This is a genomic window from Candidatus Symbiopectobacterium sp. NZEC151 (genome assembly GCF_025962655.1).
Taxonomy (GTDB): Bacteria; Pseudomonadota; Gammaproteobacteria; order Enterobacterales; family Enterobacteriaceae; genus Symbiopectobacterium.
In genome coordinates, this window is sequence record NZ_JAGFPE010000001.1 from 920,833 (window position 1) to 942,064 (window position 21,232).

The window sequence follows — 21,232 nt, forward strand, 5'->3', positions numbered from 1 at the left end:
CAGTTATGCCTCAATGCGACGGTGAATTCAATGCGCGTCGGGCGCATTCTTGGGCCGCTGCGGTAAAAAACAGCAACAGGTGTAAAAAACCCATGAATAACATCGCCATATTTCACGCCATACGTTAGGCTGTCTTTTTGCTCTCGCGCTGGTTTGATGAAAACCGTGGAGTGGCGTAAGACGAGCGGTATGATGGTGTGGTGTGTCGCAGGCGACTGCGCAGGTTAACATCGGCGGCGTCATGATATGACTCAGTAAACGAGGGACGGTATTTGTGGAATTGCTTTCTCAGTACGGCTTATTTCTGGCAAAAGTAGTCACGATAGTGCTGGCCATTGGCGCACTGGTGGTGTTGACCTTTGGTGTCACGCAGCGAAAACGCCCGCGCAAAGGGGAGTTGCAGGTGATGAACCTGGGCGAACAGTATCGCGAAATGCAAAATGAAATGCGCGACACCTGCATGAGTGATGCGGAACGCAAACTGGTCGCCAAGCGTAAGAAAAAAGAAGACAAGGCTGCCGCGAAAGAAGAGAAACTGCGCGCCAAACGCGGCGATGAGAAAGTGCTAAAACCACGTCTTTACGTATTGGATTTTAACGGCAGCATGGACGCCGGTGAAGTCTCGGCACTGCGTGAAGAAGTCTCGGCGGTGCTGGCGGTGGCGACGCCGCAGGATGAAGTGCTGTTGCGTCTGGAAAGCCCCGGCGGCGTGGTGCACGGCTACGGGTTGGCCGCTTCTCAGTTACAGCGTCTGCGTGACGGCGGCATTCGGTTGACCGTTGCGGTGGACAAGGTGGCTGCCAGCGGCGGATACATGATGGCGTGCGTGGCCGACCGCATTGTTGCGGCGCCGTTTGCCATCATCGGTTCTATTGGCGTGGTCGCTCAGATCCCCAACTTCAATCGGTTGCTGAAAAACAATGATATTGATGTCGAATTGCACACTGCCGGTGAATATAAGCGCACGTTAACGCTGTTTGGTGAGAATACGGAGCAGGGGCGTGAAAAATTCCGTGAAGAGCTGAACGTCACTCACGGCCTGTTCAAACAGTTTGTCAAAGAGATGCGGCCCTCGCTGGACATCGATAAAACCGCCACGGGCGAACATTGGTTTGGCACGCAGGCACAAACGTTGGGACTGGTCGATGCGATTGGCACCAGCGACGATTTGCTGATCCAGGAAATAACCACGCATGAAGTGCTGAGCGTGCGTTATACGCGGCGCAAGCGCCTGTTGGACAAAATCATGGGAAACGCGGGTGAATCCGCCGAACGTCTGCTGCTGCGTTGGTGGCAGCGGGGCAGCCATCCGTTTGTTTGAGGCGTTTAACCCTGTGCGCGGCAAAATACACCGCGTACAGGGATATCCCGCTTAGTCGATCAGTTGATACTTCTCTGACAATTCATGCGCCAAATGCTTGAACATGTTAAACACCGCCGTGGTTTTTAATGTCGGCAGGCCGTTGTCATCCAGGAAATAATCCCCTTTAAACACCAGCACGCCGCTCTTCTGATTGACGTCGGTGGCAATCATGCCGTGCAGATAGTCATCATGGTTCTGAATCAAACGGTTAGCTTCTTCCAACAGCGTCTGGCGATCGATGTTAACCTTCTCTGTGGCGCTGTGCTCTGCGGCAATAGTCTCATTGTCTGACATGGTGTTACTCCTACTGAAACTCATGACGCTATTCTAACGCTACCCCGGCGGCATTCGCTTGTGCTTTTTTGCGCTTTTTTCGCAGAGCCTGTGAAAACAGATTGATATGACGACGTAATTTTTCTGAAGACTACGCCGTTTTCAGCCGATAACGATGAGCAGCAGAGGTTGGCGAAAACCGCGTTTCCATGCTAATTAGGTTGCGTGGCGGCATTTATCAGGTAGAGTGTGGGATTTTGTATCGTTAAGCGGAAAAAATTCTTTACGGTGTCGCAGCAGCGTTAGGCGGCACCGCGGGCAGTTAACCGTCATTACAGCAAAAAAACGTGGATGGTCATGTGGTTATGGAATGGTTTATTGACCGTTACGTACTCTTGAATCTCCACCCAGTGAAGCTGGAAGTACGCCAACAGGCGTAGCGGTAGAGAATAAATGACGTATATGCCCCTTGAAAAAGGGAGCAGACGCCCTCAACAACACGTTAATATGAAGCATTCGGTAGGTAACAATACATATGGGTAAAGCTCTCGTCATAGTTGAGTCCCCGGCCAAAGCCAAAACAATCAACAAATATCTGGGCAATGACTACGTGGTGAAATCGAGCGTCGGTCATGTGCGTGATTTGCCGACCAGCGGTTCTGCGGCGGCGAAGAAGAGCGCTGAGCCTGGCAAAGCGAAAAAAGCCGGCAAAAAAGATGAGCGCACTGCGCTGGTCAATCGTATGGGGGTCGATCCGTACCACGGATGGCAGGCTGATTACGAAATATTGCCCGGCAAAGAGAAAGTCGTCTCTGAACTGAAAACGCTGGCGGCCAATGCCGACCACGTCTATCTCGCAACCGACCTTGACCGCGAAGGGGAAGCCATTGCCTGGCACCTGCGGGAAATCATTGGGGGCGATGAAGGCCGTTTCAGCCGCGTGGTGTTTAACGAAATTACCAAGAACGCGATCAAGCAGGCGTTTGAAAAACCAGATAAATTAAATATCGACAGGGTCAATGCGCAGCAAGCGCGGCGTTTTATGGACCGTGTCGTGGGCTATATGGTTTCTCCGCTGTTGTGGAAGAAAATCGCCCGTGGGCTTTCTGCCGGTCGCGTGCAGTCCGTTGCGGTACGCTTGGTCGTGGATCGCGAGCGCGAAATCAAGGCCTTTATCCCGGAAGAGTACTGGGAACTGCATGCTGATTTGCTGTCATCGAGTGCCGCATTGCAAATGCAGGTGACGCATTTTGATGGCAAGCCGTTCAAGCCAGTCAATAAAGCGCAAACGGCGGCTGCGGTCAGCGTGCTGGAGACCGCGCGCTATGTGGTTGCGGAGCGGGAAGACAAGCCGACCAGCAGCAAACCGGGGGCACCGTTTATCACCTCCACGCTGCAACAGGCGGCAAGTACCCGCTTGGGGTTTGGCGTTAAAAAAACCATGATGATGGCGCAGCGTCTGTATGAAGCGGGCTACATCACCTACATGCGTACCGACTCTACCAACCTGAGTCAGGATGCGCTGACCATGGCGCGCGATTATATTACGTCCAGCTTTGGTAACGCTTACCTGCCGGAGAGCGCGAACCTCTACAGCAGTAAAGAAAACTCTCAGGAAGCGCATGAAGCGATCCGCCCCTCGGACGTCGCCGTTCTGGCAGAAGCGCTGAAGGATATGGAAGCCGATGCGCAGAAACTTTACCAGTTGATCTGGCGCCAATTCGTTGCCTGCCAAATGACACCGGCCAAGTATGACTCCACAACGCTGTCGGTGAACGCGGAAGGCTATCAACTGCGCGCCAAAGGGCGCACCCTGCGTTTTGATGGCTGGACCAAAGTGATGCCAGCGCTGCGTAAAGGTGACGAAGATCGCACGCTGCCGACCGTTGACGTCGGTGAAGTGATGACCCTGGATAAACTGCTGCCGAGCCAGCACTTTACCAAACCGCCTGCGCGCTACAGCGATGCCTCGCTGGTAAAAGAGTTGGAAAAACGCGGTATCGGTCGTCCGTCTACCTACGCTTCTATCATTTCAACCATTCAGGATCGTGGCTATGTGCGGGTAGAAAACCGCCGTTTCTACGCGGAAAAAATGGGTGAAATTGTCACCGACCGTCTGGAAGAAAATTTCCGCGAGTTGATGAATTACGATTTTACTGCGCGTATGGAAAGCAGCCTCGATCAGGTCGCCAACAATCAGGCGGAGTGGAAAGGGGTGCTGGATGAGTTTTTTGCCGAATTCAGCCAGCAGCTAGAAAAAGCGGAAATGGATCCGGAAGTGGGGGGAATGCGACCCAATGCCATGGTGCTGACCACCATCGATTGCCCAACCTGTGGGCGCAAGATGGGGATTCGTACCGCCAGCACCGGGGTGTTCCTCGGCTGTTCCGGCTATGCATTGACGCCAAAAGAGCGCTGCAAAACCACCATCAACCTGATTCCTGAAGCTGAAGTGTTGAACGTGCTGGAAGGGGATGAGGCGGAAACCAATGCGCTGCGCGCACGCCGTCGTTGCGGCAAGTGCGGCACCGCGATGGACAGCTACCTGATCGATAACCAGCGTAAACTGCACGTGTGCGGCAATAACCCGGCATGTGATGGTTATGAGATAGAAAACGGTGAGTTTCGCATCAAGGGTTACGACGGTCCGGTGGTGGAGTGCGACAAGTGTGGTTCCGATATGCACCTGAAAATGGGGCGTTTTGGCAAATACATGGCCTGCACCAATGAAACCTGCACCAATACCCGCAAGATTTTGCGCAACGGTGAAGTCGCTCCGCCGAAGGAAGATCCGGTTCCCTTACCCGAACTGCCGTGCGAAAAATCCGATGCCTATTTTGTGCTGCGTGACGGTGCCGCAGGAGTGTTCCTGGCCGCCAACACCTTCCCGAAATCGCGTGAAACCCGCGCGCCGTTAGTGGAAGAACTGGTGCGATTCCGCGATCGCCTGCCGGAGAAACTACGCTATCTGGCCGATGCGCCGGTGGAAGATGCCGAAGGCAACAAGGCGGTGGTGCGCTTTAGTCGTAAAACCAAGCAACAATACGTTGCTTCGGAGAAAAACGGCAAGGCGACCGGATGGTCTGCATTCTATGTCGATGGCAAATGGACCTCTGAGAAAAAATAATTCTCTGCCATGTGAATAAAAGCCAGCCTTTTGGGCTGGCTTTTTTGATCTGGGTAGGAAGATAGCGATCTAGCTGAGAGGATAATGCCGCCGTGCGCTAGAATGAGCGCCCCCACTCAGCTCACGTTGAGGGATCTATTTCTATCGATGAAAAGATAATAGTTATATAAAAATATTTTTTATGATTAAATGACCTTAATATGATGAAATAACCGTCTGCTTTTCATCGCATTGCAAACGTTGCGGCGTCATGAAAAAGTAAAGCAACGGTAGATAATTTATTCGTGCCTGATGCACATGCTCAATAACATGGGATGACATATGAAATTGCAACAGCTTCGTTATATCGTTGAAGTTGTTAATCATAACCTGAACGTTTCCTCAACGGCTGAAGGCTTGTACACCTCGCAGCCGGGGATCAGTAAACAGGTGAGAATGCTGGAAGATGAGCTGGGAATTCAAATTTTTGCGCGCAGCGGTAAACACCTGACTCAGGTCACGCCCGCCGGTCAGGAAGTGGTGCGTATTGCCCGGGAAGTGCTCTCCAAGGTGGATGCCATCAAGGCGGTAGCCGGAGAACACACCTATCCCGACAAAGGTTCGCTCTATGTGGCGACCACGCATACGCAGGCTCGCTATGCACTGCCGGATGTCATCAAAGGCTTTATCGATCGTTATCCTCGCGTTTCACTGCATATGCATCAGGGATCGCCGACGCAGATAGCCGAAGCGGTTGCGAAAGGGACAGCAGATTTTGCCATCGCCACTGAGGCGTTGCACCTGTATGACGATTTGATCATGCTGCCGTGCTATCACTGGAATCGCGCGGTGGTGGTGAAACCCGATCATCCGCTGGCAACCAAAAAAGATATCACCATTGAAGAGCTGGCGGCGTATCCGATCGTTACCTACACCTTCGGTTTTACCGGCCGTTCGGAGCTGGATACCGCATTCAACCGTGCAGGGCTGACGCCGCGCATCGTGTTCACCGCAACGGATGCCGACGTAATCAAAACATACGTGCGTCTGGGGTTGGGCGTTGGTGTCATTGCCAATATGGCCGTCGATCCGCGCACCGAGACAGATCTGGTGACCATCAACGCTAACAGCATTTTTAGCTACAGCACCACCAAGATCGGGTTCCGGCGCAGCACCTTCCTGCGCAGTTATATGTATGATTTTATTCAACGCTTTGCGCCGCATCTCACGCGCGATGTGGTGGATTCTGCCATTGCCTTGCGTTCCAATGAAGAAATTGAAGCCATGTTCAAGGACATCACGCTGCCAGTGAAATAGCGTCGGCTATTTGTTTGCAAGGAGGGCATAGCATGATCAAGCTGGTACTATCGGTAACGGCCTGTGCGCTACTTGTGATATCAGGCATTGTGCTGCATGGCCTCTCCGCTTTTGAACTCCCTGAACGCGCCCAGCAGACGTTATCGTTTTCGCTGGGCGATGCCCATCTTGAAGGCACACTGTTATTGCCTGATAACCAACAAAACCCGCCCGTGGTGCTGCTGGTGCATGGCGACGGTGCCCAGGATCGCTGGTCTGACGGTGGCTACCTTCCGCTGGTCAATGCGCTTGTTGCACAGGGGATTGGCGTCTTTTCCTGGGATAAGCCCGGCGTAGCGGCCAGCAGCGGTGATTGGCTGGCGCAAACGCTTCGCGATCGCGCCGAGGAAGCGGTTGCCGCAGTACAGACGTTGCGTGCGCGGCCGGAATTGAAAGAGAGTCGTCTCGGGTTTCTCGGTTTTTCTCAGGCCGGATGGGTGGTGCCCTATGCCAGTCAGCATTCAACGGCAGATTTTATCGTGTTGATTGGCCCCGCAATAAACTGGCGCGAACAAGGCTTCTACTATATGCAGCAGCGCTTAGCAGCAGAAGGCGCAGAGCCTCCAGTGATTGCCGCAGCCATCGCAACAGAACGTGCGGCCTATGCACAACGCTTTTCCCCCCAAACCGTGATGCAACCTTGCGCGTCACGTTGCACGCGCGACGATTTTGAGCGACGTAATGCGTTGTCGGACGCCCGTCAGGACATTGCCGCGCAGCGGGTGCCGGTGATGGTGCTGATGGGGGCTCAGGATCTCAATGTTTCCTCGAAGGAGACATTAACCGTGTGGAGCCGGTTGTTGCCGGTGGCTACCTCCCGCTGCTTGCGCGAGGTCAAGGATGCCACCCACGGTTTGCTGCGCGCCAAATGGTTTAATTACCAGCTAAGTGAACAATGGCCGCGTTGGACGCAGTGGGGATTTTTAGCCGCAGGGCAGTCTGCCTACGCGCCCGGTGCCCTGAACGCGATATCAGAATGGGTTTTGGAGAGACGTTGCTGAGCTTGTTGAGTGACGTCAGGGGTAAACTTTGTCACCGAACTCGCACAAATCTTCAATCAGGCAGGAACCGCAGCGCGGTTTACGGGCGATACAGGTGTAACGTCCGTGCAGAATCAGCCAGTGGTGACAGTCGATTTTGAATTCCGCTGGCACCACCTTCAACAGCTTTTCTTCTACCGTGTCCACGTTTTTTCCCGGCGCGAAACCGGTGCGGTTACACACGCGGAAAATATGGGTGTCAACGGCAATGGTAGGCCAGCCAAAGGCGGTGTTTAACACCACGTTGGCGGTTTTACGGCCGACACCGGGCAGGGCTTCTAACGCTTCGCGATTTTCCGGCACCTGACCCTGATGCTTGTCTAACAGAATACGGCAGGTCTTGATGATGTTTTCAGCCTTGCTGTTAAACAGGCCAATGGTGCGGATATAGGCTTTTACACCGTCAACCCCAAGCGCTAACAAAGCTTCTGGTGTGTTGGCGACCGGATAGAGTTTTGCCGTGGCTTTATTAACGCTGACGTCCGTGGCCTGCGCTGACAGCAGCACGGCAATCAACAGCTCGAACGGCGACTCAAAGTGTAGCTCGGTGGTGGGATGTGGATTCGCATCGCGCAGACGACGCAAGATTTCGCCGCGTTTTTCCTTGTTCATCGTCTTATCCTTGTGCTTATTGCGCCGTTCCGGTCAGCGTAGCGACGGGCGCAGCGTGCTGTTTTGCTTCGCTAACGGCGCGGCGGCGTTTCATTTTTTCGTCAATCAGATACTTGGCGGCAAGCAACAGCGCCAAACCGATAAACGCGCCGGGAGGAAGCATCGCCAGCAAGAACGGGGTATCAACGTGGATCACTTCAATGCGCAGCACTTTAGCCCAATTGCCCAGCAGTAAGTCTGCACCGTCAAACAGTGTGCCGTTACCCAGCAGTTCACGCAGCGAACCCAATACAAACATGGTACAGGTCGCCCCCATGCCCATGGCGAAACCATCCAGCGCCGAGAGGGCGACGGGGTTTTGTGCGGCGTAGGCTTCCGCGCGGCCGATGACCAGACAGTTGGTCACGATCAGCGGAATAAAAATGCCCAGCGACTGGTACAAGCCATAGGCGTAAGCATTAATCAGCATCTCTACCGAGCTGACCACAGCCGCGATAATCATGACATAAATAGGAATGCGGATTTCTGACGGCACCCAGCGGCGCATGGCGGAAATCGCTGCATTGGTACAGGTCAGTACCAGCGTGGTGGCTAATCCCAAACCCAGGGCGTTGGTGGCGGTGGAGGTGACGGCCAGCAGCGGGCACATGCCCAACAGTTGCACCAGCGCCGAGTTGTTTTTCCAAAGCCCCTGGACCAGAAGGCGTTTCGCTTCACTCATGTTACTCTGCTCCACAATTCGGCAATGTCGCCAGGCGCGCCGGGATGTTCTGCATAAAAAGTGCAGTGCGTTTGCTTGCGTTTACCACCGCGCGGGGCGTAATGGTGGCGCCGGTAAACTGATCGTATTCTCCGCCATCCTTTTTGACGGCCCACTGGCGATCGTCAGCGCCTTGCACGGTGCGCCCGGTAAAGCGGGTTATCCAGTCTGACACCCGCAGATCAATTTTATCGCCCAAACCGGGCGTTTCATGGTGCTCAGTTACCCGAACCCCGAGTACCTTACCATGGAAATCTGCCCCTATCAGCAGATGAATCGCGCCGGAATAACCGTCCGGTGCGCTGGATTCAACGGCTGCGGCCACCGGGGTATCACCTTTACGCGCAATGTAGAGATGGCGTGGGGATGCCGTGCCCAACGCCTCATCGGTGACAAGGTAACATTCTTGCAGAATGTTGTTGTCGTAACTATCCGGCGGAATTACCTGATCCAACAGCGCTTTTTGTTGCAACTGTGTTTGATGGGCAATGGTGGGTTTGGTCAGGCTATTGACCAGCGCCGTCAAGCCGGTGGTCAAGGCGGCAAACAGCGCCAGCGTGGTCGCGTGACGTCGCATCGTACTGATCATGCTATTTCCTTATCGACGATGGCCATAGGCGCGTGGCTGGGTAAAGTAATCGATGAGCGGCACGGTAATATTCGCCAGCAATACCGCAAATGCGATGCCATCCGGGTATCCACCGTAGGTACGGATCAGCCACACCAGCAGTCCAATCAGCGCGCCAAACAATAAACGCCCTTTGTTGGTGGTGGAGGCGGTCACGGGATCGGTGGCGATAAAAAAAGCACCGAGCATGGTGGCACCGGAGAACAGGTGCAACAGCGGGGGTGCGGCTTTTTCCGGCATCAGTAACCAACCGAGCGCGGCGCACAGCAGCAAAGAGAGCAGCATGCTGACGGGAATATGCCAACGAATGGCGCGGGTCAGCAATAACAGGATGCCACCGGAAAGGTACGCCACATTGACCCATTGCCAGCCCACGCCTGCCAGACTCTCCGCAAAGATCGGGTGTTGCAACACTTGGGCAGGGGTTTCCCCGGCCCGCAGGCCAGTTTTGAAGCCATCTAACGGTGTGGCCTGAGTAATGCCATCAATGTTCTGCATTAACCCCTGAATGTGCAAGCCAGCATCGGTCTGTCCGGTGAAAATCACATGCAGCGCATCAATAACGTTGACCGGCGCTACCTGCAATGCGGTGGGCGGCAGCCAACTGGTCATTTGGACCGGAAACGAGATCAACAGAACCACGTAACCGACCATGGCCGGATTAAACGGGTTGTTTCCCAATCCACCATAAAGTTGTTTGGCGATCACGATGGCGAAAAAAGTGGCCAGCACCACCATCCACCAGGGCGCTAACGGGGGCAGGCTAACGCCGAGCAAAATGGCGGTTAGCAGCGCAGATTGATCCGCTAGCGTGGTGCGTACTGCAAATTTCCTCAGTGACAACGTCACCGCTTCCGCCGTTAGCGCGGTGACCGAGGCGAGGGCGATTTGTATCAAGGTGCCGACGCCAAAAAACAGGGTCTGGGCAACGATACCGGGCACACAGGCGAGTATTACCCACAGCATGATGCGCTGGGTGCGCTGATGGTTATGGGTAAAAGGCGAACTTGCGATCTTGAAGGCCATCTATTCCTCGTGAGTGTGGATTAACGCCTGTTCGGCTTTACGTGCTTTAACGCGGGCAATGGCAGCGGCTACGGCGGCCTTGCGTGGGTCGCTGAGATCGGGCTCGGGTACGGCTTCGGGTTCAGGCGCGGTGACAACCGCTGCTGTGGTGGCGTCTGGTGCCTGCTGGGCTGCTTTTTTAGCTTTAACCCGGGCAATGGCGGCGGCTACGGCGGCCTTGCGTGGGTCGCTGAGATCGGGCTCGGGCACCGCTTCGGGTTCAGGCGCGGCGACAGCCGCTGCTGAGATAGCGTCTGGTGCCTGCTGGGCCGCTTTTTTAGCTTTAACCCGAGCGATAGCCGCAGCTACCGCAGCCTGTCGCGGATCCTCTGGCGCGGTTGCAACCGGTTGGGCTTGTTCAGCCTCGGCCTGTATCCGTTGCATTTCTCGCGCCTGGGTTTTTCGTGCTTCGCGCGCCGCGATGACCGCGCTGTTATCCGGCGTGTGATCGGGGTGTATCGCAATCGGGGCAAGCGCTTCAGTAAGCGTATTTTTGCTGCGCACGCGCTCCAGCGCAGCCTGCACGGCCTGTTTATCGGTGGTGGAAACCGTAGCAGCGGCTTGCTGATGGCGCCGTTCGCGTGCCGCTTTTTCTCGCTCCAGACGCAGCTGTTTCGCATCAAAACGCGCTTTTGCCTGATGTGCGCGCGATGCCTCAAGATCGATGGCGCGGATTTCGGCCTTTTCCTGACGATAGTATTGCACCAACGGAATATTGCTCGGGCAGACATAAGCACAGGCACCGCATTCAATGCAGTCAAACAAATGGTGCGCGCGCGCCTTTTCATGCTCCTGCCCACGGCTGAACCAGTAAAGCTGCTGTGGCAACAGGCCTGCCGGACAGGCGTCAGCGCATTTACTGCACCGAATGCAGGATTGCTCTTGCTCGGGCACCTGCATTTCGCTCACTGACGGCGCCAGAATACAGTTGCTGATTTTGACAATCGGAACGTCGAGCGCGGGCAGGGTGAAGCCCATCAGCGGCCCGCCCATGACAACCATCGGGGTTTTGTTTTCGGCATGAAACCCGGCCTGCTTCAGCAAGTGGCGCACTGGCGTACCGAGGCGCGCCCACACATTGCCCGGTTGACGCAGGGCTTCCCCGGTCAGGGTAACCACCCGCTCCGTCAAGGCTTCGCCGTCGATCACCGCACGTTTGATGGCATAAGCGGTACCAACGTTTTGCATCAATACGCCGATGGAGGCAGAGTGTTTATCAAACGGCACTTCCTTACCGGTCAAAATCTTGGTGAGCTGCTTGGCACCGCCGGAAGGGTATTTGGTGGGAACCACACGTAACCGGATGTCCGCGCGATCGGCCAGTGCATGACGCAGTGCCTGAATCGCCTCCGGCTTATTGTCTTCAATGCCGATCAAGGTCCGTTCAGGAGAAAGCAAATGCATCAGGATCTCAATCCCTTGCACAATCTCATCGGCATACTCTTGCATCAACCGGTCGTCGGCGGTGATATAAGGCTCACATTCAGCGGCGTTGATGATCAGCGTCGCGATACCGCGCAGCCCGCCTTTGAGTTTGGCCGAGGTCGGGAAGCCTGCGCCACCCAGACCGGCGATGCCTGCCTGATGTAAATGCGCGAGCAGGGTATCGATCGAATGCTGCTGATAATCAGGAAAACACTGCCTATCGCACCAGCGATCTTCCCCGTCAGGAATAATAATGATGCTTAACTCCGGCAAGGCCGAAGGGTGTGCCGTCATGTGCGGACGGATGGCATGTACGGTGCCGGAGGTGGGGGCGTGCACCGGCAGCATACGTCCCGTGCCGCGCGTCAGGGGTTGACCGCGCAGTACGCGATCGCCGACGTTCACGCAAAGTTCGCCTTCCGGCCCGAGGTGCTGTTTTAGTGGAATGATAAACTGTTCCGGCAGCGGAATGTGACGCATCGGCACGCGGCTGGATTGGGTTTTCATCTCCGGCGGATGAATGCCACCGTCGAAATCCCAAATTCTCTCTTTACGAAACAGGTTTAACAGCTTAAGCATGATGTTCTACTTGGATAAGGCGAACCGGAATGGTCTCGAGATCCCATTTCCAGTTGGACGTCGTGGTGGCTACCGGGCGCAGTTCGATGCAGTCTGTCGGGCAAGGGGCGACACAGAGATCGCAGCCGGTACAGAGATCGCTCACCACGGTGTGCACGGCGCGGGTGGTGCCAATAATGGCGTCAACCGGGCAGGCTTGAATACATTTGGTGCAGCCGATGCAGTTGCTTTCATCGATCCAGGCCACTTTGAGTGCCGGTTGCAGCTCCGGCGCGTCACCATCGAGCGGCTGCGGGTCAATATTGAGTTTCTCGGCCAGCTTCAACATCATGGCCTCACCGCCGGGGACGCATTTGTTGATCTGCTCACCGTTCAAGGCTACGGCTTCGGCATAAGGACGGCAACCCGGATAGCCGCATTGACCACATTGGCTTTGCGGCAGCATGGCTTCGACCTGTTCGACGATAGGGTCGGCGTCAACGTGAAAACGGCGTGAGGCAAAACCAAGAATCAAGCCGGAAACCAGCGCCAGCACACTCAACGCGGCAATCGCAATCCAAATGGCATTCATTAGAATTTCACCAACCCGGTAAAGCCCATAAACGCGAGCGACATCAACCCAGCGGTGACCAATGCAATCGATGATCCGCGAAACGGCGCAGGCACATCCGACACGGCAATGCGTTCACGAATGGCGGCGAACAACACCATCACCAGAGAGAAGCCAGCGGCGGCGCTGAAGCCATAGACCGTTGATTGCAAGAAATTATGTGACAGGTTGACGCTGATCAGCGCAACGCCCAGCACGGCGCAGTTGGTGGTGATCAGCGGCAGGAAAATCCCCAGCAGGCGATAGAGTTCCGGGCTGGTTTTGCGCACGGCCAGTTCGGTGAACTGCACCACGACCGCCAGGATCAGAATAAAGGCCATGGTACGCAGGTAGACAATCCCGAGCGGCAGCAGCACGTACTCGTTCACCAGCCAGGAGAACATCGAGCCGAGCGTCATGACGAAGGTTGTTGCCAACCCCATGCCAATGGCGGTTTCCAGTTTCTTGGACACGCCCATAAAGGGGCAGAGCCCGAGAAATTTCACCAGAACAAAATTGTTCACCAGCAGCGTGCTGACGAAAAGAAGTAGATAGTCGGTCATTACAATGCCTAAAAAATAAAACCGGACCATTATCCGGCATTGCAAGGCTTTCGACAACACACCCAGAATAGGGATATTCACCAAAAGCGGATATTTACCCCGCAGTTGGCAGGGTAAACCGGCATAGTGAAAGCCTTTTAGGCAAGTAACGCAAGGTGTGAGTAAACAGGCCGCACAGGAAACGACCGGTTGCCGGGCATTAAAGCACGAAACGCCAGACGGATTTGGGAATACAACCGAGGTCGTACAGTCTTCCCCCCGAAGAGAGTTCTGCGCGACGGTGATCGGCAGCGCGTGACATACTGATAATCTCCTTATTATCCGTCAGCGAATAATTCAAATGGTCGTAGAGTTTTTCAAGGCTGTCCAGAGTGTTCACTTTGCGAAACTTGAGTAAGTATTCAGCAGTGGTCATGATTTTTAATTTAATAATTATGTGGGTAGGGGATTTCAGTATATGCCAGAGAAAACAGGTGTCTAGCGCAATAGGAATTATGAATGAGAGGTGGAACCCGATCTTGATAATCGGGTTCCGTGCTACCACTTAGCGTGAGGTGAGTTTGTAGTACATGTCATTCCAACGCAGTGCGTCTTTGAATGCCGGAATGCGGGTTTCGTTATCAATCACCAGCAGTTCGATGTGATTTATCTCTGCATAGAGCCGCAGGTAATCCAGATCTAACGCCTGACTGAATACCGTATGGTGCGCGCCGCCCGCCAGAATCCAGGCTTCGGCAGCCTCTTCCAGCGACGGTTGTGCCTGCCAGATAGCCCGGGCAACCGGTAGTTTGGGCAAGGGGTGCGGCTGCTCGATGGTATCCACCACGTTGACCAACATACGGAAACGATCGCCCATGTCGATGACGCTGGCATTGAGCGCCGGGCCCGCCGGGGTGGAGAAGATCAGCCGTGCTGGATCGGCTTTGCCACCGATGCCCAGATGTTGCGCATCCAGTATCGGTTTCGCCTCTTTCGCGATGCTTGGGCACACTTCCAGCATATGGGAACCTACCACCAAATTGTTACCGTGGACAAAATGGTAGGTATAATCCTCCATAAATGAGGTGCCGCCTGGCAAGCCTTCTGCCATCACTTTCATGATGCGCAGCAGTGCCGCCGTTTTCCAATCGCCTTCGCCGCCAAAGCCATAGCCTTTTTGCATCAGGCGCTGTACCGACAGACCGGGCAACTGCTTAAGCCCATAAAGGTTTTCAAAATCGGTGGTGAAGGCGCGATAACCGCCTTGCTCCAGAAAACGGGTGAGCCCCAGTTCAATTTGCGCGGCATCCAGCAGATTCTGGCGGTTAGGGCCGTTGAGTTTGACAGCGTCGGTTAACTGGTAGCTGGCCTCATACTCGTCGATCAGCGCGTCGATATCCCCTTTGCTGACCGCATCCACTTCACCGGTAAGATCGCCCAATCCCCAGGCGCTGACGGAATAACCGAATTGGATTTGTGCCCCCACTTTATCCCCTTCGGTTACTGCCACTTCCCGCATGTTATCGCCAAAGCGAGCCACCTTAAGCTGTTTGCTTTCCGCAATGGCGGCGGCAACGCGCATCCATTTGGCAATACGTTGGTGGGCGTTTTTGTCCTTCCAGTGGCCGACCGCAACCTGATGCGATTGGCGCATACGCGCGCCGATAAACCCGAACTCACGCCCGCCGTGTGCGGTCTGGTTCAGGTTCATGAAATCCATGTCCATGGTGTCCCAGGGGATTTCCGCATTGAACTGGGTGTGGAACTGCATCAGCGGTTTGGTGAGTACGCTCAGTCCGGCAATCCACATTTTGGCGGGAGAGAAGGTGTGTAACCACACCAGCAAACCGATACAGCTATCCTGATAGTTGGCGTCGCGACACAGCGCCAGAATTTCGTCGGGCGATTTGGCGACCGGCTTGAGCACCAGTTTTACCGGCAGTCCGGCATCCTGATTCAGCCCTTGCACCACTTTTTCAGCATTCTCTTTTACCTGACGTAAGGTTTCCGGGCCATAGAGATGTTGACTGCCAATGACAAACCAGACTTCACGCTGTTGTAAATTCCCCATGATAACTCCTGCTTGCACGTAGCTTCGAAAACGGAAAATAACCGGTGATCAGTTTGTCGCTTTACGCTGCGCGGCATACGCAGGCTCGGCGAGACGACACCACTGTTGATAACGTTCATACAGCGCCTGATAGCGGGCCACGCGTGTGGCATCGGGCGTCAAAGTGCGCTCGATGCGGCTGGCCATGTGGCGCTGCGCGGTCGGAATATCGGGATGTACCCCAGCGGCCACGGCACCGAAGATAGCGGCGCCCAGGGCGCAGCACTGATCGGAGGCCACGACCTGCAACGGACGATTCATCACATCGGTGCACACTTGCATGATAGTTGGGGATTTGCGGGCGATGCCGCCCAGCGCCAGCAGGTTTTCCACCGGCACCCCTTGAGATTCGAAACACTCCATAATGGCGCGGGCACCAAAGGCGGTGGCGGCGATAAATCCGCCGAACAACACCGGGGCATCCGTCCCCAGGTTGAGATCGGTGATCACGCCTTTCAGTCGCTGATTGGCGAACGGGGTGCGTCGGCCGTTAAACCAGTCCAACACCACCGGCAGATGATCGAGTGAGGGATTGTCCGCCCAGCGTTGGGTCAAGGCTTCCAACAGATGGGCTTGCGTTTGTGCCAACTGCGGCTGAAGTTCGGGATGTTGTTGGGCTGCGAGCTGCAATGACCAGCCTAACAACCGGCCAAACCAGGCATACATATCACCAAACGCCGACTGTCCCGCTTCCAGTCCGACAAATCCGGGCACGACGCTGCCGTCGACCTGACCGCAGATCCCGGCAACCGGCGTGGTGCCCACGCGATCCTCATCGGCGATCAGAATATCGCAGGTGGAGGTACCGATAACCTTGACCAAGGTATAGGGCTGTGCGCCCGCGCCAACGGCACCCATGTGGCAGTCAAACGCACCGCCCGCCAGTACGGTGTCGGCGGGAACCCCCAATCGGGTGGCCCATTCGGCAGTGATGGTGCCTACCGGCAAATCGGCGGTCCAGGTGTCGGTGAACAGCGGATACTGTAAATGGTCAGTCAGCAGCGGATCGAGCGCGTGGAGAAAATCTTTCGGCGGCACGCCGCCCCATTCAGGATGCCACAGCGATTTATGTCCGGCGCTGCAACGTCCGCGTTTGATGTTATGGGGCGCTTGAGTCCCCGAGAGCAGGGCCGGAACCCAGTCACACAGCTCAATCCAGGATACTGCGGCCTGATGCACGGCGCTGTCGGCGCGCGAGACGTGTAAAATCTTGGCCCAGAACCATTCAGAGGAGTACACACCACCAATGTATTTGGTGTAGTCGGGGAACTGACCGCTTCGACACAGCGTATTGATAGCTTCTGCTTCTTCAATCGCGGTGTGATCTTTCCACAGCACAAACATGGCGTTGGGATTGTCGGCAAATTCCGGACGCAGTGCCAACACCTGGCCTTGCTCGTCAATCGGAGCCGGTGTCGAGCCGGTGGTATCAACGCCAATGGCGCGGATCTGCGCGCGCTGCTCGGGAGTCAACCGCTGCACCACCACCTGCACCGCCTGTTCCAATGCTTCTATATAGTCGAGTGGATGATGGCGAAATTGATTCTCCGCAGGCAGACAATAGCGTCCTTCCCGCCACCGAGGATAGTAGACCACCTCGGTTTCTAACTCCTGTCCAGATTGACAGTCAACGGCCAGTGCGCGCACTGAATCGCTGCCAAAATCCAGGCCGATTACTATTGCACCCGCGTTCATCGTTCAGCTCCTGTTGTTGCGTCACTGTGGGGGTGTGGATCGCGCTTAAAAGTGCGTGTTGTCATGGGACGGGATAAGCGGGAACGCACATTCCGGATGCACATACGATAATCAGCAGAAAAGCGCGCAGTGAGGAGGGGTTAGCTGGAAGTATGCATTTTTCTGCCACCTGTCATGATTTTGTGACATCAATCAAAGGTTAATGGCTGGTTAAATTCGCTAAATCTATGCACAAACCTGTCATTGTTTCGGGATGTGATAACGCTCTAGATTCTCGCGCAAAATACCCGCTACAAATACAGCGTCTGAATGTTGCACTGTGGAGGATAAATACTAAGTCCGTGTTTTTTCTCTAACCAGATTGAATGTGTCTTACCGAGAGTGATAACGCAGGCTGTGCCGAGCAACCTGCAAAAAAGAGAACCCCTACCGGAGAACATCATGCATAAATTCACTAAGGTGCTGGCTGCCATCGGACTGGCGACAGTTATGTCACAATCAGCTATGGCTGAAAATCTTAAGCTGGGGTTTCTGGTGAAACAACCGGAAGAACCCTGGTTCCAAACTGAATGGAAATTTGCCGATCAGGCCGGGAAAGATCTTGGCTTTGACGTGATTAAAATTGCAGTGCCCGATGGCGAGAAAACGCTGAACGCGATTGATAGCCTGGCGGCCAGCGGCGCGAAGGGGTTTGTTATCTGTACGCCAGACCCTAAATTGGGGCCAGCCATTATCGCCAAGGCACGCAGCTATGACTTGAAAGTCATAGCGGTGGACGATCAGTTCGTTAACGCCAAAGGTGAGCCGATGGATACGGTGCCATTAGTGATGATGGCAGCGACCAAAATCGGTGAGCGTCAGGGTGAAGAACTCTGGAAAGAGATGAACAAACGCGGCTGGAAAGTCGATGAAACCGGGGTGATGGCGATCACCGCCAACGAACTGGATACCGCACGCCGTCGTACCTCCGGCTCAATGGAAGCGCTGAAAGTCGCGGGCTTCCCGGAAAAACAGATCTATCAGATTCCGACCAAATCCAACGATATCCCCGGTGCCTTTGACGCCGCCAACTCGCTGCTGGTGCAGCATCCGAAAGTGAAAAACTGGCTGATTATCGGCATGAACGATAACACCGTACTGGGTGGCGTGCGTGCGACAGAAGGTCAGGGCTTTAAAGCGCCTAACGTGATTGGTATTGGTATCAACGGTGTGGATGCGGTGAATGAATTGTCCAAAGGGCAAGCCACCGGATTCTTCGGTTCGCTGCTGCCAAGCCCGGACGTTCACGGCTACAAGAGTATCCAAATGCTGAATGAGTGGGTGACCAAAGGGGTTGAACCGCAGAAATTCACGGAAGTGACCGATGTGGTGCTGATTACGCGCGAAAACTTCAAAGAAGAGTTGAAGAAAAAAGGCTTGATGTAACCACGGTGATACCGCCTCGAAGTGAGGCGGTATCGTTAATCGTGTCACCCAATCTTGACTGTGACGACCCCTTGCTGGCAAGGGTGTCCTCGTGTGGAGCACTACGATGGAGCACAACGACATGGCAACATCGTCGCCTTATTTGTCGTTTCACGGCATAGGGAAGATTTTTCCCGGTGTGAAAGCACTCGATGATATTACTTTTTCATGCCACGCCGGGCAAATACACGCCTTGATGGGAGAAAATGGGGCCGGTAAATCGACGCTGCTGAAAATCCTCAGCGGTAACTATCTGCCTTCCTCCGGGGAAGTGCATATTAAAGGCCAGCCAGTCCATTTCGCCAATACCATGGACGCGCTCAACGCCGGAGTGGCGATCATTTATCAGGAATTGCATCTGGTGCCAGAAATGACGGTGGCAGAGAATATTTACCTGGGGCAGTTGCCGCACAAGAAGGGCATCGTCAACAAAACCCTGTTACGTTACGAATCCAAGCTGCAACTGGAACATCTCGGGCTGGATATCGATCCGGATACGCCGCTGAAATACCTCTCTATCGGGCAATGGCAGATGGTGGAAATCGCCAAAGCGCTGGCCCGTAATGCCAAGATAATCGCCTTTGATGAACCGACCAGTTCGCTGTCCGCGCGTGAAATCGAGCAGTTGTTTCGCGTGATTCGTGAGCTGCGCAGTGAAGGTCGGGTGATCCTCTACGTGTCACACCGTATGGAAGAAATTTTTGCGCTGAGCGATGCCATCACCGTGTTTAAGGATGGCAAATATGTGCGCACCTTTGACGATACGGCGGCGGTGAATCACGAAATGCTGGTCCAGGCGATGGTCGGACGCGATTTAGGCGATATCTACGGTTATGCACCGCGCGAATTAGGGCCGGAGCGTTTTACGCTGCGTGAGGTGAAAGCGCCGGGGGTGAAAAGCCCGATCTCGCTGAGCGTCAAGCAGGGCGAAATTGTTGGTCTGTTTGGGCTGGTGGGTGCCGGACGCAGCGAATTGATGAAAGCGCTGTTCGGCGGTACCCGTATCACCGGCGGTGATGTGCTGCTGGACGGTGAACGCCAAACGATTAAAACCCCGATGGATGCGATTCGTCAGGGCATCATGCTGTGCCCAGAGGATCGTAAAGCGGACGGCATTATTCCGGTGCATTCGGTGCGCGATAACATCAACATCAGCGCGCGTCGCAAGAGTCTCAAAGCCGGGTTTGTCATTAATAACCAGTGGGAAGAAGAGAATGCGGAGCGCAGAATTCAGGCGTTAAACATCAAAACCCCTTCCGCTGAACAGTTGATCATGAACCTTTCCGGTGGCAATCAGCAAAAAGCAATATTAGGCCGTTGGCTCTCCGAAGAGATGAAAGTGATCCTGCTGGATGAACCGACGCGTGGCATTGATGTAGGGGCTAAGCATGAAATTTATAACGTGATTTATGCGCTAGCCAAGCAGGGGATCGCGGTGCTGTTTGCCTCCAGCGATTTGCCCGAAGTGCTGGGACTGGCTGACCGTATCATCGTGATGCGTGAGGGTGCCATTTCAGGCGAACTTTCACACCAAGAGGCCAGCGAGCAGAAAGCGCTGAGCCTGGCGATGTTACGAACTCCCGAAATCAACGCTGTGGTCGCGTAAACGCGAAGGAGCACACAATTATGTCAACGGTTACCTCTGCTTCACCTGAAAAAAACAAGCGCGCCGGAGGAATGTCGCGCATCTGGGATAACTACGGCATGCTGGTGGTGTTTGCCGTACTGTTTCTCGCCTGCGCGCTGTTTGTGCCCAATTTTGCCTCCTTTATCAATATGAAAGGGCTGGGGCTGGCTATCTCCATGTCCGGCATGGTGGCCTGCGGGATGTTGTTCTGTCTGGCGTCGGGCGACTTTGACCTGTCCGTGGCCTCGGTCATTGCCTGCGCCGGGGTGGCAACGGCGGTAGTGATTAATCTCACCGAAAGCCTGTGGATCGGCGTCGGTGCTGGCCTGCTGCTGGGCGTCGCTTTCGGATTACTTAACGGTTTTGTTATCGCACAGCTTAAAATTAACGCCTTAATTACCACGCTTGCCACCATGCAGATTGCGCGCGGTTTGGCATATATCATTTCGGACGGTAAAGCGGTAGGGATTGTCGATGAGCGTTTCTTTACGCTGGGTTACGCCAACTGGCTGGGGTTGCCTGCGCCGATTTGGATAACCGTGGTGTGCATGATTTTGTTTGGCTTGCTGTTGAATAAAACCACCTTCGGTCGCAATACCCTGGCAATTGGCGGCAATGAGGAAGCGGCGCGTCTGGCCGGTGTACCGGTGGTGCGCACCAAAATCATTATTTTTGCCTTGTCTGGGCTGGTGTCGGCCGCAGCCGGGATCATTCTGGCATCGCGCATGACCAGCGGGCAGCCAATGACCTCTATCGGCTATGAGCTGATCGTGATCTCTGCCTGTGTGCTGGGCGGCGTCTCCCTGAAAGGGGGGATTGGCAAGATTTCTTACGTGGTGGCCGGGGTCCTAATCCTCGGTACGGTAGAAAATGCGATGAACCTGCTCAACATCTCGCCGTTTGCTCAGTATGTGGTGCGTGGTCTGATTCTGCTCGCTGCGGTGATTTTCGACCGCTACAAACAAATGGCGAAGAAAACCGTATAGTCGCATCAGCAG

The 21,232-nt window shown here is 54.8% G+C and carries 18 protein-coding genes; 7 read left to right on the forward strand and 11 right to left on the reverse strand.

Annotated elements, in window-relative coordinates; all coding sequences use genetic code 11:
• The first annotated feature begins 274 nt into the window (after positions 1-274).
• On the forward strand, positions 275-1,321 hold the full coding sequence (gene sohB, locus J5067_RS04260; protein WP_264650502.1) for a protease SohB: 1,047 nt from the start codon (positions 275-277) through the stop codon (positions 1,319-1,321).
• 51 nt (positions 1,322-1,372) lie between these two features.
• On the opposite strand, the gene J5067_RS04265 is transcribed toward sohB, so the two are convergent.
• Positions 1,373-1,657, reverse strand: coding sequence for a YciN family protein (locus J5067_RS04265; protein WP_264642647.1), 285 nt, complete (start codon positions 1,655-1,657; stop codon positions 1,373-1,375).
• Positions 1,658-2,171: 514 nt separating this feature from the next.
• Between J5067_RS04265 and topA the strand changes: the two genes are divergently transcribed.
• From topA to J5067_RS04280, 3 genes are all read left to right on the forward strand, one after another.
• The gene (gene topA / locus J5067_RS04270; RefSeq protein WP_264650503.1) at positions 2,172-4,763 is read left to right on the forward strand and encodes a type I DNA topoisomerase; all 2,592 of its coding nucleotides are present in this window, start codon (positions 2,172-2,174) and stop codon (positions 4,761-4,763) included.
• Positions 4,764-5,084: 321 nt separating this feature from the next.
• On the forward strand, positions 5,085-6,059 hold the full coding sequence (gene cysB / locus J5067_RS04275) for an HTH-type transcriptional regulator CysB (protein ID WP_264642649.1): 975 nt from the start codon (positions 5,085-5,087) through the stop codon (positions 6,057-6,059).
• 32 nt (positions 6,060-6,091) lie between these two features.
• Positions 6,092-7,099 carry a S9 family peptidase gene (locus J5067_RS04280; RefSeq protein ID WP_264650504.1) on the forward strand — a complete coding sequence of 336 codons (1,008 nt, stop codon included), beginning with the start codon at positions 6,092-6,094 and terminating at the stop codon, positions 7,097-7,099.
• 15 nt (positions 7,100-7,114) lie between these two features.
• Here the strand turns inward: J5067_RS04280 and nth are convergent, their stop codons facing one another.
• The 10 genes from nth to J5067_RS04330 all read right to left on the reverse strand — a co-directional run bounded on the left by nth (position 7,115) and on the right by J5067_RS04330 (position 17,143).
• Positions 7,115-7,750, reverse strand: a complete 636-nt coding sequence (gene nth / locus J5067_RS04285) for an endonuclease III (protein ID WP_264642651.1) — start codon at positions 7,748-7,750, stop codon at positions 7,115-7,117.
• A 16-nt stretch (positions 7,751-7,766) separates the two neighbouring features.
• Positions 7,767-8,471 carry an electron transport complex subunit E gene (locus J5067_RS04290; RefSeq protein ID WP_264642652.1) on the reverse strand — a complete coding sequence of 235 codons (705 nt, stop codon included), beginning with the start codon at positions 8,469-8,471 and terminating at the stop codon, positions 7,767-7,769.
• A gap of 1 nt (position 8,472) precedes the next feature.
• The gene (rsxG, locus tag J5067_RS04295) at positions 8,473-9,099 is read right to left on the reverse strand and encodes an electron transport complex subunit RsxG (protein ID WP_264650505.1); all 627 of its coding nucleotides are present in this window, start codon (positions 9,097-9,099) and stop codon (positions 8,473-8,475) included.
• Between the two features lie 9 nt (positions 9,100-9,108).
• Positions 9,109-10,164, reverse strand: coding sequence for an electron transport complex subunit RsxD (rsxD, locus tag J5067_RS04300; protein WP_264650506.1), 1,056 nt, complete (start codon positions 10,162-10,164; stop codon positions 9,109-9,111).
• Entirely contained in the window at positions 10,165-12,207 is a 2,043-nt protein-coding gene (gene rsxC / locus J5067_RS04305) for an electron transport complex subunit RsxC (RefSeq protein ID WP_264650507.1), read from the reverse strand. It abuts the gene before it with no gap.
• A complete protein-coding gene (gene rsxB / locus J5067_RS04310) occupies positions 12,200-12,778 on the reverse strand; it encodes an electron transport complex subunit RsxB (protein ID WP_264642656.1) in 579 nt (192 codons plus the stop codon). Before rsxB ends, rsxC begins: the two co-directional genes overlap by 8 nt.
• Complete coding sequence (rsxA, locus tag J5067_RS04315; RefSeq protein ID WP_264642657.1) at positions 12,778-13,359, reverse strand: electron transport complex subunit RsxA; 582 nt, start codon at positions 13,357-13,359, stop codon at positions 12,778-12,780. The genes rsxB and rsxA overlap by 1 nt, the downstream gene beginning before the upstream one ends.
• Positions 13,360-13,558: 199 nt before the next feature.
• Complete coding sequence (gene ydgT / locus J5067_RS04320; RefSeq protein WP_264642658.1) at positions 13,559-13,774, reverse strand: transcription modulator YdgT; 216 nt, start codon at positions 13,772-13,774, stop codon at positions 13,559-13,561.
• 129 nt (positions 13,775-13,903) lie between these two features.
• Positions 13,904-15,409, reverse strand: coding sequence for an L-arabinose isomerase (araA, locus tag J5067_RS04325; RefSeq protein ID WP_264650508.1), 1,506 nt, complete (start codon positions 15,407-15,409; stop codon positions 13,904-13,906).
• Positions 15,410-15,457: 48 nt separating this feature from the next.
• Positions 15,458-17,143, reverse strand: coding sequence for a ribulokinase (locus J5067_RS04330; RefSeq protein WP_264650509.1), 1,686 nt, complete (start codon positions 17,141-17,143; stop codon positions 15,458-15,460).
• Positions 17,144-17,584: 441 nt separating this feature from the next.
• On the opposite strand from J5067_RS04330, the gene J5067_RS04335 reads away from it, so the two are divergent.
• From J5067_RS04335 to araH, 3 genes are all read left to right on the forward strand, one after another.
• Positions 17,585-18,568: an arabinose ABC transporter substrate-binding protein gene (locus tag J5067_RS04335; RefSeq protein WP_264642661.1), complete on the forward strand. Its 984-nt coding sequence runs from the start codon at positions 17,585-17,587 to the stop codon at positions 18,566-18,568.
• 121 nt (positions 18,569-18,689) lie between these two features.
• A complete protein-coding gene (gene araG, locus J5067_RS04340) occupies positions 18,690-20,213 on the forward strand; it encodes an L-arabinose ABC transporter ATP-binding protein AraG (protein WP_264642662.1) in 1,524 nt (507 codons plus the stop codon).
• 20 nt (positions 20,214-20,233) lie between these two features.
• A complete protein-coding gene (gene araH / locus J5067_RS04345; protein WP_264642663.1) occupies positions 20,234-21,220 on the forward strand; it encodes an L-arabinose ABC transporter permease AraH in 987 nt (328 codons plus the stop codon).
• Positions 21,221-21,232 lie beyond the last annotated feature (12 nt).